Annotated in this window: 14 protein-coding genes; 4 read left to right on the top strand and 10 right to left on the bottom strand. The window is 44.0% G+C overall.

The features are described 5' to 3' along the window. Window positions 1-120: 120 nt before the first annotated feature. The 5 genes from U5O15_07525 to U5O15_07545 all read right to left on the bottom strand — a co-directional run bounded on the left by U5O15_07525 (window position 121) and on the right by U5O15_07545 (window position 3,887). A complete protein-coding gene (locus U5O15_07525) occupies window positions 121-1,191 on the bottom strand; it encodes an HD domain-containing protein (protein ID MDZ7860500.1) in 1,071 nt (356 codons plus the stop codon). 251 nt (window positions 1,192-1,442) lie between these two features. Beyond that, on the bottom strand, window positions 1,443-2,123 hold the full coding sequence (locus U5O15_07530; GenBank protein ID MDZ7860501.1) for a hypothetical protein: 681 nt from the start codon (window positions 2,121-2,123) through the stop codon (window positions 1,443-1,445). Window positions 2,124-2,139: 16 nt separating this feature from the next. Continuing rightward, the gene (locus U5O15_07535; protein MDZ7860502.1) at window positions 2,140-2,325 is read right to left on the bottom strand and encodes a hypothetical protein; all 186 of its coding nucleotides are present in this window, start codon (window positions 2,323-2,325) and stop codon (window positions 2,140-2,142) included. A gap of 15 nt (window positions 2,326-2,340) precedes the next feature. Then, window positions 2,341-2,736 (bottom strand): thioredoxin domain-containing protein, encoded by a 396-nt coding sequence (locus U5O15_07540; GenBank protein ID MDZ7860503.1) that lies wholly within the window; start codon window positions 2,734-2,736, stop codon window positions 2,341-2,343. A 143-nt stretch (window positions 2,737-2,879) separates the two neighbouring features. Beyond that, window positions 2,880-3,887, bottom strand: a complete 1,008-nt coding sequence (locus U5O15_07545) for an aldo/keto reductase (protein MDZ7860504.1) — start codon at window positions 3,885-3,887, stop codon at window positions 2,880-2,882. A 1,137-nt stretch (window positions 3,888-5,024) separates the two neighbouring features. Here U5O15_07545 and citD point away from each other — a divergent pair. Further along, a complete protein-coding gene (citD, locus tag U5O15_07550; GenBank protein ID MDZ7860505.1) occupies window positions 5,025-6,230 on the top strand; it encodes a citrate lyase acyl carrier protein in 1,206 nt (401 codons plus the stop codon). A gap of 46 nt (window positions 6,231-6,276) precedes the next feature. Then, window positions 6,277-7,821 (top strand): citrate lyase subunit alpha, encoded by a 1,545-nt coding sequence (gene citF, locus U5O15_07555; GenBank protein MDZ7860506.1) that lies wholly within the window; start codon window positions 6,277-6,279, stop codon window positions 7,819-7,821. Window positions 7,822-7,884: 63 nt separating this feature from the next. Here citF and U5O15_07560 read toward each other — a convergent pair whose 3' ends face one another. Continuing rightward, window positions 7,885-10,812, bottom strand: a complete 2,928-nt coding sequence (locus U5O15_07560; protein ID MDZ7860507.1) for a M1 family aminopeptidase — start codon at window positions 10,810-10,812, stop codon at window positions 7,885-7,887. Between the two features lie 244 nt (window positions 10,813-11,056). Between U5O15_07560 and U5O15_07565 the strand changes: the two genes are divergently transcribed. Then, entirely contained in the window at window positions 11,057-12,964 is a 1,908-nt protein-coding gene (locus U5O15_07565) for a pitrilysin family protein (GenBank protein ID MDZ7860508.1), read from the top strand. Window positions 12,965-12,966: 2 nt separating this feature from the next. Then, window positions 12,967-14,388 carry a pitrilysin family protein gene (locus U5O15_07570; protein ID MDZ7860509.1) on the top strand — a complete coding sequence of 474 codons (1,422 nt, stop codon included), beginning with the start codon at window positions 12,967-12,969 and terminating at the stop codon, window positions 14,386-14,388. Window positions 14,389-14,493: 105 nt separating this feature from the next. Here U5O15_07570 and U5O15_07575 read toward each other — a convergent pair whose 3' ends face one another. The 4 genes from U5O15_07575 to U5O15_07590 all read right to left on the bottom strand — a co-directional run bounded on the left by U5O15_07575 (window position 14,494) and on the right by U5O15_07590 (window position 19,063). After that, window positions 14,494-16,242, bottom strand: coding sequence for an NAD+ synthase (locus U5O15_07575; GenBank protein ID MDZ7860510.1), 1,749 nt, complete (start codon window positions 16,240-16,242; stop codon window positions 14,494-14,496). 244 nt (window positions 16,243-16,486) lie between these two features. Continuing rightward, complete coding sequence (locus U5O15_07580; protein ID MDZ7860511.1) at window positions 16,487-17,581, bottom strand: glycosyltransferase family 4 protein; 1,095 nt, start codon at window positions 17,579-17,581, stop codon at window positions 16,487-16,489. Between the two features lie 88 nt (window positions 17,582-17,669). Then, on the bottom strand, window positions 17,670-18,533 hold the full coding sequence (locus U5O15_07585) for an ATP-grasp fold amidoligase family protein (protein MDZ7860512.1): 864 nt from the start codon (window positions 18,531-18,533) through the stop codon (window positions 17,670-17,672). A gap of 41 nt (window positions 18,534-18,574) precedes the next feature. Next, window positions 18,575-19,063, bottom strand: a complete 489-nt coding sequence (locus U5O15_07590; protein ID MDZ7860513.1) for an O-antigen ligase family protein — start codon at window positions 19,061-19,063, stop codon at window positions 18,575-18,577. Window positions 19,064-19,379: the final 316 nt, after the last annotated feature.

Genomic DNA, 19,379 nt, shown 5'->3' on the forward strand with positions numbered 1-19,379 from the left:
AGTGTCTAAAATACACCGGTTTACGGAGAAATGCAAACATTGTTTAAGTATGAAGGATTGACGGGCATCTTTCCCTTATTATAAATCGGAGGGGTCCGCGCCCGCGAATTGAAGGTACGGTCAAACCATAACTTCGGGAACCTCCATCTCCCCCATACTGAAAATACTCAGAAAAGCCTCGACAACATCAGGGTCGAATTCAGTCCCCTTGGCTCTGGCAATGTTTTCTTTAGCATCAAAAGGAGACATCGCCTTACGGTAAGGGCGGTCGCTTGTAAGGGCGTCATATACGTCGGCAACCGCTATGATACGCGCCTCCAGGGGTATATCTTTTCCATGTGTCTCGTGATATCCCGAACCGTCGAATTTGTCGTGGTGGGCTAGAATTATCGGGATGATTCTAGAAAGCGGCCCCTCAACGGTATTCAGTATAGCGGCGCCCCTGTCGGCGTGACTTTTAACCTCCCGCTGCTCTTCCTGTGTCAGCCGGGAAGCCTTGTATAATATTGAGCGACTGACCTCGAGTTTTCCAAGGTCGTGAAGGAGGGAGGCCGCGCGGACATCTTCTATCTTTTCACGCGGCAGCCCCATCTGAGCAGCAATTTTAGCCGCATATACCGAGACGCGGTAGCAGTGATTTTCAGTATACTTGTCTTTGGAGATAAATTGCCGCAGGATGTGCATAATTCCATGATACGCCTGGTTAAGTTCCCGCAGCCGCCGTTCGTGGCGTTCATACAGAGTGCCCATGGCGTAGGAGGTGACAATAAGTAAGGCGGCCCAAAGGGAGAGGTCGTACCAATGTCCTCCCGGGAGTTGAGATGAGAAATTCCGGCTGAATAAATCAGGTTTTAAGTAAGAGAGGAGGAATATAACAAGGGTGCTTGCAAAAGCTGTCAGCACGGAGTGCCGTCTTCCGTATACATAAGCGGCAAAAAGTGTCGGAAGGAAATAAAAACTCAGAACAATGCGGTTGGAGGTAACCGCGTAATTCATCAGTCCGGCCAAAAATATCAGGGAGAGGATAATCCACAATTCTTTGTTTACTTTTGCCAGATTCATTGCAAACTGAGATTTTGTATTAGTGTACCTTCCCGCGTTGGCGTAATTTCCTGCATAGGCTGTTGTTCCAATCGTTTCAGTATAATTATCGTTCCTGTTCCGCTTGTCTTCAGCTGATAAAAGAGACATAATACCCTCCGGTTTATCTTGTATCGGCAAAATATGAGAATCAAAGAGGAATTTTAGCAAAAAACATACCTGATTCGGAGTTCCGCGGCGCGTAATTGAAAAAATCGGTAAATGTGAACACCGGTTGTCACGGCCGGAAACGGTGACCAGCCCGATCTTCATCGAGTATCTTCAGAGGTTTCTTCGAAAGCTGTTGTTTTAGTAGTTGTAAAGAAGGATCGTTGACGGCAAGTATATCAGGCTTATAAGCATCAATAGTAGCTTTTCGGGGTTTTAAGATAGAAGCTGATACCCGCCCTTATTTCGAAAAAAGAATAGTTTTCTTCCAGAGGATTCCCCCGGCTGTCTAGAATAATATCTCCGCTCACATTTTCAAGATGAGCCGCTTCGAATGTTCCGGTGTTTAACGCGCGCGTGTAGACGGCTTCAATAAAGAATTTCTTGTTCTTCCTGAAACCAGACTCAATTAGAGCGGATAGAATAAGCTCTGCTGATTCAAGCCTTCCACCCCCGGAGACCAGGTTTGATCTGCCGTAACCAATTCCCGCGCCTACAGAAGGCGAGAATTGTCTTTTGCCGGGAAGCAGATATTTTCTCAGTAGAAATGAGAAGCTGTAATGCCCGAATGATTCTTTGAAATCCTCATAGTCGTTTTTATATCTCAAGCCGGGAATTATGGAATATGAAAACATCAATTCAGCCCCTATCGATTCATCCAGGAATTTCTTCCCTATTGAAACGGGCAGTACATATCCTAATTCCGGCATCTCGTTTCCCTGCTCCTCAAGCTCTTCGGAAAGTGTCTCCATAAGAGGTTTTCCGGCTCCCGGGCCCGCCCGCAGATAAACACCTGTATCCTGGGAAAAACAGGCGGGGGTGAAAGCAAGATATACAGTTAGAAAGATTATCTGTTTAAGTAAATGTTTTGCCATCGAACATCTCCCTTGATTATTCCGAGATTTTCTCCAGCGCGGCTGAATATATGTCAAAATCTTTCTTAGAGAAGAGAACGACTCTTACTTCACTGACCGAGCTTGTCTTTATTTCACCGGCGATGGTTTTAAGAGCGATAAGAGCGGCTCTGTCAACGGGAAAACGGTACGCCCCCGTACTTTCTGAGGTGTATTTTTTCATTCAAGCTCCGAAAGTTTAAGAATCAACAGAATTCAGATTCTGTATATTCTTTTCAATCCATTCTTTCAGCTGATTGAGCGGCGTCAGCCTTGTAAGCGTCTCGACAGGTTTTCCGTCTTTGAAGACAACGACTGCGGGAACACCAGTAATATTAAATCTCTGAGGGGTATAGGGATTATCTCTTATATCCATCTTGTAGAAATTTGCCTTTCCTATGTAGTTCGGCCCGATTTCGTTCAGCAACCCCCCCATTACCTGACATGAAGCGCTACAGAGCGTGTAGAAATGTACAAAACACAGGCTGCCATCTTCTTTTATTACTTCATCGAATGAAGCGTCACTTAATTTTTCCGGTTCTCCCGGTTTTACTTCGAGGCCCAGCAGTCTTCTTATAAAGCCCGTGATATCCATTGTTTATTCCCTTCGATTCTCTTGCGGAGGCGGCCTTAAAGCGGCTCCGCAATTATCAATATAAATGAAGTATGGACCGATTGCCAGCAAAGAACAAAGGCAGAATGGAGAAAATGACGGGAGAGTTTATGCGGTCCTCTGAGTTAGAGGACTATTTCCGAAGCTCTGCTCAAGAGCTCGGGAATGGGAAGATCGTAAGGGCATTTTTCAAGGCATTGGCCGCATGCAATACAATCGTCATAATTCTTTTCCAGCTTTTTTAATCTGGAAAGCGCCCAATCTTTTAAATCGTAACGGCTGTAGTAAGCTTCTATGAGAAGCAGAAATGGTATGTTAAGGCCTTCCGGGCAGGGCATGCAGTAGCCGCAGCGACGGCAGAACTCGCCTTCCCAGAGTTTTTTCTCTTCTTCAAGCTTGTCGAATTCGGCGTCTGTTATTTTGCCGGGAGTTTCACCGGCAAGAGCGTTTTCGTCGACTTGGTCTATTGAATCCATCCCCGGTATGGAAACATCCACCCCCTTCGAAAGTGTAAACCTTATGGAAGCGGAGACGTTTTTTATGGCGCCGCCGGCGACCGGTTTCATGCCTATTATTCCCACGCCCTTTTCTTTTGCCGCTGGTATGACTTCTTCTTCCCATTCGGTCTCGATCGGGTTGAAGGGAAATTGCACCGTATCGAAGAGGCCGGTTTTGACCGCTTTTAATAGAACCGGACGGGAATGTCCGGTTATGCCGATCCAGCGGATTTTGCCGGCTTCGCGTGCCTTGACGAGAGCTTCAAGGGCTCCGCGTTCACCCGTGATCCTTTCCAGGATTTTTTCACTGCCCACAGAGTGCAGCTGGTAAAGGTCGATAGTGTCTGTCTGAAGATTTCGAAGACTGGTTTCAAGCTCAAGGGTCATGCCCCTGAAGTCGCGGGACATGGCCTTACTTACAAGATAGATTTTATCCCTGTGGGGTTTAAGGGCTTGACCCATTTTTCTCTCGCTGTCTGTGTAGCCGCGGGCGGTATCAAAGAAGTTCATTCCTCTTTCAACCGCGCGGGCGAGGACCCTTTCAGCTTCGCCGAATGAAAGCCGTTGTATGGGAATGCCCCCGAAACCTACGGGGCATGCCATAATATCCGTATTGCCGAGTTTCCGTTTTTCCATACCGGGCATTATACGATATTAAGCGAAAGATGTCCAGAGAATAGGGTTTGGAGTTCCCTCTGAAAATTCGGCAAGTATTGTAATAACATTGCGAGATACAATCAGTTATCAGGATTGGTAAGTGGAATAGGGTTTTCATTGCTGATGAGTGCGGCTGATTGATATTTTCAAAACCCTCCGGAGGGCGAGCGGGCAAGGATTTCTGGCCCGAAGGGGCAGAAAGAGCGAGCCCGAGGTGGGAGTTGCGATTTCCTCGCCGGGGAAATCGACAACGATTTTGAAAATATCAATCAGCCGCATACTGTTACAATTCATCGACTACCTTATAGGTTATAAAAATTGGGGAAACTCCACAATAGGGTTGAAAATCCCTCCCTGATCTTTTAAAGAATATGAACATTATAAATGACTGGAATTAGACCGAAAGGGGCTCTCTTTCCGCGATCTTAAAGTAAGCTGGCAATAGAGATAGCAAGGGTGTAGTGTCGGCTCTGAAACATGAGATATAATCCGAAGGCACTGCAAAGACATTTCACATACAAGGTAAATATATTTACACTATATCAGTAAGCGTAAAAATATTTAATAAATTGAATTAGCACAAAAATGGCTTAAAACCCATATTATTGGATGAACAGGGGGGATAAAACGCATTATAAATATCGCGTAAATGGTTTATATAATTGCAAATAAGAAGTTATCCACAATTTGTTGATAAGTATATATTAAAAATAAATCCGGTTTACTCATTTTGGCATAAAACTTGATGTAATTAATGACAGTACCTGAGATATGAGCCCGCGATTCAAAAAATAATTCTCCCCCCAGGTAGTAGGAGAATAGGCTTGATCAGGTTATTAATGAGAGGGAGATTAGCAGTCGTTATTTGAAATTCTAATCTTCGGGACCTTAGGGGCAGGTAGAATTACCTGCCCCTTTTTATTTGTGTAAAAATCACGAGGGTTTATTTTCTCTTTTGACTTAAAGTAAGTAATTGTTTAAAATTCGTTCTGTTATGAGGCCGGCGCTTGCTTGGCTTTCCAGCGGGGTTTTTTAAGTAATAAACCGGGACCCGAAGCGGCAAAGGACCGGCTTTGGGTATTAAGGAAGGTGTAATTACTTTGATGGAAGTGAGATATGAATAGAATAATGAAGACGCTTACAGGAAGAGAGGGCAAGAAGAATGACCTTCTCGTTAAGATGGAAGCCAAAAAAAGCGGCAGCGTTAGCGTAAGTATAGAGAGTAAGGTCATGAGTATGTACGGTGACCAGATAGAAGCGACCGTCAGAGAGACCTTGAAGACCCTTGGAGTTAAACACTGCCGCGTTGAAGTAAGTGACAACGGGGCTTTTGATTATGTTATTCAAGCACGCGTGGAAGCAGCCGCGAGAAGATTGTATGATATTGAAGAGCCGGGATGTTTGCCTGAAAGGAAAGTGCCTCGGAGGAAACCCGGGAAAGAAAGACTCAGAAGAACCCGCCTCTATATGCCCGGAAACAACCCTTCCCTGATGTATAACGGGGGTATTTTCGGAGCCGATTGTGTGATACTTGATCTTGAAGACTCCGTTGCTCCAGCTCAGAAAGATGCCGCGAGAATTCTGGTAAGAAACACTCTGCTGTCGGTTGATTTCGGAGAAGCAGAAAAGATCGTGAGAATAAACCCGCTTTCGAGCCGGTACGGGAGATGCGATATTGAGACGGTTTTGCCTGCCGGGCCGGACACGATACTTATACCAAAATCGGAGAATGCGCGCGACATAAGGGATGTCGAGGAGATTACAGGGGAAATCGAGCAAAGGGAGGGTCTAAAAAATAAAACATTTCTTATGCCGCTCATTGAGACAGCCGCGGGTGTTTTAAGCGCGCGTGAGATAGCTGAGGCAAGCGGCAGGGTTGTCGCCCTTTGTTTTGGAGCCGAGGATTTTACGGCCGATATGGGTGTGAGCCGGACACGAAGCGGCAAAGAAAGCTTTGTGGCTCGAAGCCTGCTGGTTATTGGAGCAAGAGCGGCGGGGGTGCAGGCTATTGACACGGTATTCTCTGATATTAAAGACACTGAAGGTTTAATAGAAAGTGCTCGTGAGGCGAAAGACCTGGGGTTTGCGGGAAAGGGAGTCATTCATCCTTCTCAGATTGAACCCGTACATGATGTTTTCGCCCCCGGGATTGAAGAGATTGAATACGCCAGGAAAGTCGTTTCCGCTATTGACGAGGCGCGGGAAAAGGGAAGTGGAGTTGCTACTATAGGGAGGAAAATGATCGATGCTCCCATTGAAAAAAGAGCCAGGAAGGTTCTAAGTATCGCGGAGACTCTCGGTCTGATCGATAAAACAGGGTGAAATTCAACAGCGGGCACAGCCCGCTAAGAAATATGGGGGATGGGGCATGAAAATGATTCGAAACGCCGCGGGAAGAATGGTCCCGGATGAAATTGACGGGAAGAAGCTCAAACCCTTTAAAGGGGCGCACGAAGATCACGGCGGCGGAAGGAAAATAGGACCGCCTATAAGAGCGATTGCCGACTATAAGACAAAAATCCGATCCTCTCTGGATGAGGCGATTGATGACTGTAACCTGAAGAACGGTATGACGGTGTCGTTTCATCATCATCTGAGAAACGGAGATCACCTCGGCAACATGGTTGTTGACAAGCTCGCCGAAAGGGGCTTGAAAGATATGGTTGTGGCTCCTTCGGCGCTCTTCCCTGTTCATGAACCGATTGTAAAACATATAGAAAACGGAGTTGTCTCACATATTGAAGGGTCGATGAACGGCCCGGTGGGAAAGGCTTGCTCTCTTGGAAAGATGAACAAAACTTGTGTGCTTCGTTCTCACGGGGGTCGTTACAGGGCGATACAGGATGGGGATTTACATATAGACGCGGCGTTCATAGCGGCGCCGGTCGCCGATCCCCACGGTAACGCGAGCGGGCGGGGCGGGCCGTCAGCGTGCGGTGTTCTGGGGTATTCGCTTGCCGATTCACTTTACGCGGATAATGTTATTGTTGTAACAGACAACCTTGTTCCTTTCCCCAATTATCCATGGACAATAAGGGGCGGCAACGTGGATCATGTCTGCCAGGTGGAAAATCTGGGTGACCCTGAAAAGATACTGTCCGGAACCACGAGATTAACACGAAGCCCTACACGGCTCCTGATTGCCCAATACGCGGCGAGAGTTATCGAAGATACGGGGATTATGAATGAACCGGAATTTTCTTTCCAGGCGGGAGCGGGGGGAATTTCCCTGGCATTTTTAAAATATTTGGCTGAAATTATGAGGAAGCAGGGCGTTAAGGCTGATTTCGCGAGAGGCGGATCGACAAAATTCATGGTGGATATGCTTCAAGAGGGGCTTATAGATTATATTCTTGACCTTCAGTGTTTCGATATACCCGCTGTCGAGTCGGTTATAAAAAACCCCAGGCATATTGAATCGGATCCCTTTACATCATACAATTATCACACAAAGGGTAATCTGGCCACGCGGGCGAAAGCAGCTGTTCTCGGCGCGACTGAAGTCGACCTGGATTTTAACGTTAATGTGAACACCCATTCCGACGGATGGCTGCTTCACGGAACAGGCGGCTTCACCGATGTCTGTGACAGCGGCTGTACGATTATTACCGTGCCTCTTTTGAGGGGGCGGGTCTCCTCTATAGTCGACAGTGTTACAACTGTAACGTCACCCGGAGAACTAATTGATGTAATCGTTACAGAACGGGGAATCGCAGTTAATCCGAAGAGGAAGGACCTCATAGAAAATCTAAAAGGAAGCGATCTTCCGTTAAAACCGATTGAAGAATTAAGGCAAATGGCGGTCGATATTGCCGGTACGCCGAAGAAACCGGAGTATGAAGACAGAATTGTGCCTCTTATAGAATATCGCGACGGAACAATTATAGATACCGTGAAGCAGTTGAAACTATAGGGCGCCGGACGAGTGTTTTAGAATTTTAAAACCGGGGAAAGGGACCGGCCAGCGGACAGGGTTCTAAAATAGTTTATTTATCCCCACAGTCCATCTGAAATCCCATTTGTCCTCTCCGCCCACAATAGCGGGATTGCTGAGGTAGAGAGGGAATTCGGCTGTGACACCAAACAGGCTGATACCTATGCCGAAATCGCTGATCCCGTCCTTGAATATACCGGAGCTTACTCCCAGCTGGTCTATTTCCTCTCCGGAGAGCCCCGAGAACGGATCCTTGTCATATACCCCGCCCCAATCGTAGAAGAGATAGAGGTCCCGTTTAAATTTCATCTTCTCAGGCAGAGGAAAAGGCAGCTGAACTTCAAAGTTTGACGCGTAAACGCGTTTGAAGCTCAACGCGCAGTCGAAATAGCCCCGGAGATTAGCGCTTCCGGGAACACGGAAATTATTATAACTGTCTTTCCAGAAAGCCCCCTTGCTTCTGAGCCAGAAATAGTTTTCCCTGACGAGAGGCCCGGCGCCGCTGAGGCGGTATTTCTCCTGAAGTGGAGGATTGATAGAACTGTGGCCGGCGTAGAATCTCATCCTCGGCTTGAAGGGAACGGGAAATCTCTTCGACGGGCTGACTCTGAGCTCGAGTGAAGATTTTTCGTAGTTATAATCACTGCCCCAGAAAGAACGGTCGAAGGAGAACTTAAAGCCGGTATCAAACAGGTCTGTTTTCGGGTAAATGGAGACACTGAGTCCGCTTTTAATATTAACACCTTTTTCGTATGTGCCCCGATAGACATAGGACGTATCTGTAAGTTCATTGTAGGCGAATTTGAATGAGAGATGCTTCGCCCCGGGGTCATAGTAGCTTTTTCTTAGAATTTTGTTTAACCTCAATGAGGCGCCCTGCCTGCCTTCTCTGTAATATCCTGTTAATTTTAATGATGCGTCCCGCCCCAGGTAACCTATGGGATGTTCGAAATCAGTGTAGAAATCGTATTTTTCACTCTCCGCGCTGTACAGTGACTGAAGGGTAAATTTGCGGTACCTGTTGTCATAGCCGCCCTTTAATCTGAGGCCGAATTTCGCGCCGTCGATGTCGTTGTAGAAACCTATCGGAAGCCAGCGCAGCTGGTAAGCGTCCTGTGGATAACGGATGCCCGCGGGGTTGTCGAACGCGAGATCTCTTCTGCGCGGCTGAAAGTTATCGATCTGGTATATATCGAGTATTTCATTTGCCGGATTGACAGCCGCCGATACAGGGGGATTTTTAAAAGTGTAGCTCTTTTCTATAACCCTGAGCATTCCGTCAACGCGTTTTGAAAGGGTATTTCCGTTCGCGAATCTGAAAACCAGAGAAAGGGGGGTGATCATTTCCCCCTTTCGTTCGATATCAACAGTTGCTTCGTAGTCTTCCCCGGATTTTTCTACGTCAAAACGTTTGAGTTTATAATCGCACTCCTTTGTAGTATGGAGCCATTGTCTGAACAGTTCCTCCAGGTCCATCCCGGAGACTTCTTCACACACGGAGAGAAAGGCCTCTTCGTCGACGTGCTTGAATTTCCATCTTTCAAAATAAGTGTGTATGATTTCATCGAATTTTTGATCTCCCACTATATATCGAATGTATCTTAGAAAGAGAGAACCTTTGAGATAGACCATTGTCCTCGCGTTATTTTTGAATTCGTGATAGGGAGTGGCGACACGTTCAGCGTAACCTGTGCGGTGAGCGGTAATAACGGGTTTTGAAATTCTTTCCCATAAATTGATACCGGAAGGGGAAAGCAGTCCGCTGTCTTTTCCGGCCCTGCCGAAAGGACCGTAATTATCATAGGAGTAGCGCAGAGTCTGGTATTGAGTGAACCCTTCATCCATCCATGCTTCGGCGCGCTCGTCATTCGCGAGCATGCCGTAGAAATAGTTGTGGCCAACCTCATGAAGTATCAAATCTTCATCGGGGCTGCCGTTCATGACAAGCATTGGATATTCCATACCGCCGCCGGTTGGGCAATCGACTATGCTTATCTGAGGGTATCCGTAGGGTCCGGCGAATTCTTCGAGCCACTTCATCGTTCTGAGTCCGCGGGCGAGAACAGAGTCTTTCCACGCCGAGCTTGACTTTCTGTAGAAACTCATGATTTGAATATTATGCCATGTAGTGTCCTGAACCACAAATTCGGGATCCGCGCACCAGGCGAAATCATGGACTTTCCGTGCTCTGAAATGAACCGTTTTTTTCCCCGGGGAAGAATCATCTTTAAGGCTTTCTTTCAAACCGGATTTGCCCCAGCCCGGATCACCGGAGACGGGAACGCCCGTAGAGGCGACAACGTATTCATCAGGAAGAGTAATATAGACATCAAAATCGCAGAATTCACCGTAGAATTCTCCCTTTCTGAATTGATCCGGATGCCAGCCGTTCTTGTCGTAGACTGCAATTTTCGGATACCATTGAGCTATATCATAGTGATTGCCGCTAAAACCTGAGCGTCCGATTCTTTTCCTGATTTTTTCCTTAAATTCTATTTCCAGAGTTTCTTTGCCGCCCGGAGGAAGGGGAGAGGGAAACTCTGCGGAGAGTATTGTGCCCTCGACATGGAACTTGATTTCCTCGCCCCCCGAGGAAAGTTTTGTTATATCTATCCATCCCCGGTTTGATTCCGGCAGGCCCGCTAGAAAATATTTAGTTCCAGGCATATGGTCTCTGACGAGTTGAGTGACTTTATCCCTGTAGGCGTTCGGATAGAGGTGGAAGAAAAACCGGCTTAGAGTATCGGGAGAATTGTTTGTGTATACGATTTTTTCGCTGCCCGCGAGTGTATGGTCTTCGGTATCCAGGGTTACGCGGATCTCGCAATCAACCTCCTGCTGCCAGTATGGCCGGTCTAAGCCGGCATAGTATTTTCCCCGTTGAGATAAGGCGTCATCGGGATTCAGGGCCGTCAAAAGAAAAGGGAGCAGGAAAGAGTTTATTATTGCGGTTGACCGGAGAATCTTCATAATTATTCCTTCCAGAATACTTTTGCATTCTATGCAGATTACATGAATATTATAAAACATCCGTATGCCATTAATTTATAACAGCTTTTTAAAAATAATCAAGTCTGTTAAATGATGTAAGGGTTTTTTGTTGTATACTTGACCGAATTGCTGATAGAATGCCGCTTATAAATTGTCAAACGTGAAAACAGGCAAGGGTATTTTCTGTTTTTTTCTGATGTCGCGATACCTGAAAGGGGGAAACGTGAATAGAGATCGAAGAAAAGTTTTCTTCATTGCCGTCTTTCTCGCGGTAGCTGTTTTTATGCAGTCTCCCGCCAGTGGGGCCAAGCTGGAGGAAAAGGTAAAAGAGTTTGAGCTTGAAAACGGAATGAAATTTCTGATTGTCAATCGTGACGAGGCGCCCGTGATGTTCGGCGCCATAGTTATGGATGTAGGTTCGGCAAATGAGTGGCCTAATGTTACGGGGATTTCTCATCTTCTTGAACATATGATGTTTAAAGGCACAAAGATGATGGGAACGGAGAATTATGAGGCAGAGATTCCCTATATCGAAAAAACAGACTCGCTCGGCGAAAGAAGCATTAAACTCAGAAAAGAAATTGGCGAGTGGCGGTTTAAAATATTCGAAGATTTCAGCAAGGATGTAGTTTCCGGTTTTTCTGTGGAAGAAACCGGTGAAGCCGGAACGGATAAGTCCAGCCAGAACAGTCTCGTGGTAAAGAAGATCAAAGCCATGAAAACATTACCCGACAGCATTGCAGAAAGGGATTATCTGCTTGAGGATGGCGGAACTGATTATCTGAAGATGTACCTGGAGTATAAAACGGCGTGGGCCGAACTCTACAGGCTCCTTGAAGAGCAGAGGGAAAAATATATTGTAAATAATGAATTATGGGAAACTTATCAGAACAACGGAGTACGCTTTCTAAATGCCGGCACTTCTTACGATTTTACCGTGTATTTCGCCTACCTGCCGGCGAACAGGCTCGAGCTCTGGATGACAGCGGAATCCGACCGTATGGATCAGCCTGTATTCAGAGAGTTCTGGACGGAACGCGATGTAGTTATGGAGGAGAGGAGGTTGGGAGAAAACGATCCGGACGATGTTATGAGAGAGAGTTTCTACGCGGCAGCATTCAAGGCCTGTCCGTATAAATGGCCTGTGGTAGGATGGATGAGTGATCTTCGGACTATCGACCGGAAGGAGCTTGCCGGGTACCATAAAAAGTACTACTCACCCAATAACGCGACAGCTGTAATTGTCGGTGATGTTGATGTCGAAAAGGTAAAGAAGATGGCAGTGAAATATTTTGAGCCGATTCCCGCACAACCTCCCGTTCCTCCAATCGAAACAAGGGAGCCGGAGCAGCAGGGCGAAGTCAGAATAGAAATAGAACACAGCGCAAACCCGAAGCTTATGATAGGTTATCACAAGCCGAATTATCCAGATCCCCGGGGACTGGCCTTTTCGGTAATGGCTGATATTCTCGGCGCCGGAAAGACGTCGCGTCTGTACAAATCTATCTATGAAGAGCAGGAATTGACAGCGGACGCTCCAAGCGTATATATCGGTCCCTCGGAGCGTTATGATAATATGCTCGTTATCAGCGCGGCGCCGAGACACCCTCACACACTCAAGGAGGTTGAAGAGGCGATATACACCGAGCTGGACAAGCTAAAAGAAGAACTTGTTACCGAAAGAGAGCTGCAGCGCGTGAAGAACAAGACCAACGCTTCTATGGTTCGTTCGATGGGATCTAATCTCGGGATAGGATTTCAGCTTCTTACAGGCGAGATCTACTATGGAGATTACGCCGAAATGTTCGAGATGATTGAAAAGCTCAAAAAAGTGGAGGCCGAGGAAATAAGAGACGCGGCAAGAGAATTCCTGAAAAAGAAGAATCGGGTTGTCGCGCGCAGGGTTCAGGTTAAAGAGGATGAGGATAAGTCCGGAGATGAAGAGATGAGCCCGATGAAGAAATATCAGAAGGATGTCATGAGATATATAAAATCTCTTCCTCCGCAGGAACAGATGGAAATAGGAAAGAAGTTCCAGAGCATGAGATCCAGGAAAGAAATGATGGAATTCGGGAAGGAATTGTTCGAGAGAGCAAAAGCCGCGGGTTATATTAAAGAGGAAGGAGAATGACAATGAAGAGCAGACTATTTGTATTACTCCTTGCCGGTTTGACGGCTGTTTCGTGCGGAAAGCACAGGGCCGGGGTGAGCGTGGAGAGGACACATCCGAGTAATCTGGAGTATCCGAAGCTTAAAGTCGAGACGCCTGAATACACACTGGTCAAGCTTGATAATGGCATAGAAGGGTTTTTCATAGAAGATCATGAGGTGCCGGTTGTAAACATTACGATGCTGGTAAAGACTTATTATCCTGACAAAAACAAGCTTGGACGAAACGAGATGGCAAACTGGGTTATGAGAAACGGCGGAACGGAAAAGTGGCCGTCCGATAAGCTTAATGACGAATTGGAATTTCTCGCAGCCCACATAAACTTTAACGGCGGGGGGCTGAGCACCAGGATATCTCTTAACTGTCTTAAAAAGGATCTGCCGCGTGTGCTTGGTATATACGCCGACCTTATAATGAATCCGGTTTTCCCCGAGGAAAAAATTGAGATGAAGCGGAAAACCATGCTTGAAGAGTTAAGGCGTAAAAATGACAAGCCGATGAATATTGCCAGAAGAGAGTACCGAAAACTTGTATATAAAGGACACCCATACGGATGGAGCCGCACGGAGGAAGCGTGCAACAGGATTGCCAGGGAGGATCTTGTAAAATTCCACGAGAAATACTTCCATCCCGGCAACACTATAATAGGAATAAGCGGAGATGTGACAGAATCTGAAATAACAGATCTTCTCGAGGAGAATTTTTCCGGATGGGAAAGAAAAGATGTCGAGATTGAGGATTTTCCCCAGGTTCAGATAGATGAAAAAGAGAACTATAACTACGTTTATAAGGGGGACATGAATCAGGCTTATATTATGATAGGACATCTGGGCATTAAGAATGATAATCCGGACAGATGCGCGATAGACATTATGAACTATATCCTCGGGGGAGGATCGTTCGCCTCATGGATCACGGAAGAAGTGAGGGTTAAAAGAGGCCTCGCGTATTCAGCGGGGTCATCTTTCAGTCCGGGAAGCTTCGCGAAGGGTACTTTCACCGCTTATTCTCAAACTAAAGCGGGCGAGTACAGCAGGACGATCAATCTGATTTACGATCAGATAGAGCGCATGAAAAATGAGGGGCCGACACAGAAAGAGTTCGACAAAGCTGTAGACTCATTTCTTAACAGCCATGTTTTCGATTATGAGTCAAAGGAAGCTATAGTAAGAAGGCTAATCGATCTGAGATTTCAGGGAAGACCGCTTGACACACCCGAAAAGGATATGGAAAAATACGCTTCTCTTACGATTGACGACGTAATCAGGGCCGCCGGGAAGTATCTCAGGCCGGAGGATTTTACGGTTCTTGTAGTAGGAGATAAGGAAAAGTTCGATAAGCCCTTAAGCACATTTGGAGAAGTGAATGAAATAGAGATCGAGTAATGCCGAGGCCGATCTTTTGATATTAAGCGGCGCCGCTAGAGATATCGGCGCCGCTTTTATAAGAAGATATTATAATCGGCATAAGAGATTCGAACTTATAAGTTGTCAGGATTTCTTTTTATATTTGTTTGTTATCGGGAATCTGCTGTCCTTCCCGAAAGCCCTCGTCGTGATCTTTATCCCGGGCGCCCCCTGGCGCCTTTTGTATTCGTTCTTATCTATTTTTACAATCATTTCCCTGGCTGTTTTTGGATCCAGCCCCTTCGCTATAATCTCCTCAAGCCCCAGGTCCTCTTCGAGATAGAGTTCGACAATTCGATCAAGTACGGCGTAGGGAGGCAGCGAGTCCTGATCAAGCTGGCCGGGATGAAGCTCGGCGGAAGGTTTCCGGTGAATTATTGATTGAGGGATCAGGTGTCCTCCGGAAATACCGTTTTTATATCTGCTCAATGAATATACTTTTGTTTTCGGGACATCCTTCAATACGGCAAACCCGCCAACCATATCACCGTATAGTGTGCAGTAGCCGACGGCAAGTTCGCTTTTATTTCCGGTGGCCAGTACCAGCCAGCCGTACTTGTTTGAGAATGCCATAAGTATGTTGCCCCTTATTCTGGCCTGGATATTTTCTTCTGTTTCAGTAATTTTTTTGTTACCCAGCAATTTCGGGAGATGCTCAATATAGGATTCGTAGATTGAATTGATAGGATATTCGAAAATCTTGATCTGGAGATTTTCCGCCAGAAGATGGGAATCGCGAAGCGTTTCTTCAGATGTAAAAGCGGAAGGCATAGTTACGCAGACGACGTTCTCTTTCCCAACGGCGTCGACAGCTATAACCGCCGTGAGGGTTGAATCTATACCGCCGCTCAGTCCCAGAACAGCTTTTTGAAATCCGTTTTTGATTATATAGTCGCGTGTTCCGGTAACGAGGGCTTTATAGAGTTCCTCGTTATGGTCAAGACGTTTAGCCACATGAGCTTTGATCTTCTTTCGGGATTTGGAACGCGGGATTTTCGGAAGATTAATCGATTCGAGGTAGATTTTTTTGTCGTTAGACAGAACAGATGTTTTTTTGTTCTTCTTTTTCTTCTTTGGACTTATTTCCACGTCGGCTATGACAAGATCTTCTTCAAAAGGTCTGGCGCGGGCTACTGTTCTGCCGTCCGGGTCCGCGATCAAGCTCGTTCCGTCAAATACGAGCTCATCCTGACCGCCGACTGTGTTCACGAAGCAAAGAAGGGCGCCGGCGTTCTTTGCTCTTCTGCGCAAGAGTTTTTCCCTTTCCCGGCATTTGTTCTCTGTATACGGCGAGGCGGAAATGTTTATTATAATATTAGCGGAAAGTTCCTTTGATTCGATAAATGCGGGTCCGCCTTCTACCCAGATATCCTCGCAGATAGTCAGCCCGATATTCAGTCTTCCCGCGCTGGCCACAACTGCTTTATTCCCCGGGGAAAAATATCTCTTTTCATCGAAGACGCCGTAATTCGGAAGGTTTATCTTCCTGTATCGGGCGGCTATTTTCCCATTCAGCAGGATATAGGCGCAATTATACAGTTTTTTATCTCCGCGTGAACCTGAAAGTTCAGGCGCGCCGACAATAAGCGCTATTTCTTCAGAGTAAGCGGCGGCCTTACTCAAATACTTTTTGCATTCCCTGATGAAATGCTGTTTGAAGAGGAGGTCTTCAGGGGGGAACCCGCAAACGCACAGTTCCGGAAAAACGATTATTTGAGCGCCGGAACCCCGGGCTTTTTCTGTCATTTCCCTTATTTTCTCAAGATTGCCGGGAAAATCACCCACCGTGGGATTGATCTGCCCCATAGCTACGCGAATTTCATTTTTATTCAATTTACATGCCTTTCATCTAAACTTTCCTTACGTTATATTAGCAGTGAATAACGAAACTGAAAAGCTAAAATATTTACAAAAAATTGAAAAGGGATTAAATCTAAATTCCCAGAAAGTTCTATATGGAAAACGGCGCAGTCTTAAAGTACAGATATTTGGCCAGTTCCATTCCTTCATAACCTTCCTCGTTGATGACATGAGTTTTTCCAAGTATCTTTGCCTTCTCGCATTTCCTTATTAATCATTAATTTTCTATCAATGTTTTTATTACTTTAAAGTAATTTTCACCGAGGATCTTTTCTTCAGTATAATTATTTTGAAATGTTTTTTGAGCATTAAAGCAAAGTTTCTCATATAATTCTTTATCTAAAATTGATAACAATTTATCTAGAATTTGATTTGAAGAATTAGGCTTAACTAAAAATCCATTATTCAGGTCTTGTACTATCTCCGGTATCGCCTTCCACTTTGTGGCAAGAACAGGAGTGCCAGTGCTAAATGCTTCTAATATTACTGCAGGATACCCTTCACCTGGATGAAATGTTGGTAGGAGCAAGATGTCATATTGACTGATAATTTTACAAACTTCATCATGGCGTGCAATTCCCTTATACTTGGCATTATCTATATTGGCAATTTCCCTCAAAAATTTATTTTGATCTCTTGATAAAATAGGCCCGTAAAAATCACAATTAACATTACCGGCAGATTTTAACATATCTATAACATCAAAGAGACCTTTTTCAGCTTTTAACTGAGCAATAAAAACGCATTTTATATTAGATTTATTTATCTTATTTATAGTAAAAGGCTCTTTCTTCACGCTTGCTATAAAATTTGGCAAATGATGAATTTTATTTTTGGGGAATTTCAATTTATTTATAAAATAATAACATAAAAATTTAGTTTCAGGAGTAATAATATCAACAAATTTAATAATTCTAATTGCTATATTCTTATATATTCTCGGTAATTTTTCAAATTTATCATTAAATGTTCCTCCAAACATTTTAATAGTAATGGGTTTTTTAAATAGTTTAGCTATCAAGATTATTAATAATCCTGCAGTATAAATAAACCTAGAATTCCCCCATAATATTACCAGATCAACGTTATTAATTTTTTTAAGCATAGAAAACATTATGTTTATGACTTTTATAAAATCTTTTAACCCCAGGATTCTATTGGTTAGTTTAATTTCTGTTTTTTGTGAAGTATTTATTATCGTTTTTTCATAGTCATTTTTCTCCCAATATTTACTATGAACCAATCTATTAAATGAAACAGTATCTCCTCCAACTGGCGGAGGTAATGGTCCTATCAATAATACTTTAGCCATATGCTTTTCCCCCGGGAGTAGATGCTTTGCTGAATTAATGTCTCAAATCTTAAATTCTTCAAGGCTGACGGTACTCACCCGTTATTTTTTAAACTGATTCACTAAATTCTTTAATAAATTTCATTTTTTTGCCTATTTCAAAATCGAATTCTTTAGGATAAAAAGGCTCAAAGCCATTGCCCGGAGTATTTGTAAGTTCACCAAAATATACCGCGTTTGGTAATATGTACAAATCAACACGAATAAAATCAAAATCTTGAGATAATTTCTCGGCAATACTAACGGCATCATCAAATAGTTTTGGCTTAGGTATGTTATGACCTTGGTCATACATAAGTGCGGCATCAATACGGACGAAATTTTTATCATATAAATTCCTTTTATGTTCTTGAAATCTATTTAAATCTACTTGCACTAACTCAACCTTTCCATTAATACAAAAAAATTTATAATCTGGGGGTACTCCTGAATCAAAATATAAAAATTCTTCAATGATCAACTTCTTTTCCAATTTGTTATATACCCACTGTCTGGTTAGCAAAGCATAATCGGTCTCTTTCCATTTTTCTGTTATTGTAAAAATCTCATTAAAAGTATGTTTATTTTTATCAACCAACAAAACCATTCCAGAACCATGATTTGCTTTAATAACAAACTCATTAGGCATTTGGTCATAAATATCGCGGGATATGGAGAACCCTGACCACAGTATATCTATCAAGCTACATTGGTCACTCTTTTGTTTAACATATTCTCTAACTTTCAGTCTATCGGTCACAAATTTTCTTAATTTATTTTTTGAATGCAACTTTATAAAATTAATTTTTTCATTCAGGCTGACGGGGTTTTTAAAGTTAGGGTAATATCTAACCTTAAACAAAAAGAGCACTTTATTAAAAAGATCGTCTGGGATTACTCTTAGAATTTTTAAAAAAAGATATTTTATTTTCAAAATCAACTCCATTAATATTGAATTATGTAAAGCAAATTATATTAATATACAAGTTTATAATCGTGGGGGTCTTCTTTTTTTATGCGCGAGACGAAATATAAGGATAAATATATTGGGAAGAAATTATTTGCCACTAAATCTCCGCTTGTTTGGGCAAATAAAAAGAATAAAACAACAGCAAAAAATATCCATGTTTTTTGTTGTTTGATGGTTGACCCGACCGCGTAGAAAATGGGTATAAAATAAATTATCATCCCCAGTAAGCCGACTTCATAGAGAAGCTCCAATAGTATATTATGCGGATACCAGCGGGTGTTATATCCAAAGGAAACAATTTGACTTATAGATGCCGGGCCGTTTCCGAAAAGGTATTTCCCGGAAGCGGCCATCTTTTTTATTGTAAGTTTATAACCGGCTAAACGAAATCCAATCGACGCGCTCTCGAGGCTGAACCTTCCGATAATGGCTTTTTGATTGAAAATCGCGAAAACAGCGATCCCCGCGCAAACGATCAGTATAATTAAAAACATTGTTTTAACTATGTGCACTTTTGCTTCTCTGCTGTCCCCCGTTTGCTGGAATCTATAGATTATTGCTATTGGGATGGTAAAAAATAAAACTACTTTAGACCCCGGTAAAATCATTGTGATAAAAATAAATAAAATAATAAATAGCCCTACTATCCCTTTCCCGGGATATATGTCTTTGGAATTCGAAATCAGAAACCCAATACTCATAAACCGCGCTAACCAAATTGTATTAATTTCTCCTAGAGAATAACGTTCAAAAAAAGTACCGCCCACTACGGCTTTATAATTCGGGATAAAAATTATTAAAAGCCATAAT

This window comes from Candidatus Krumholzibacteriota bacterium (assembly GCA_034520215.1).
GTDB lineage: Bacteria > Krumholzibacteriota > Krumholzibacteriia > Krumholzibacteriales > WJIX01 > JAGHBT01.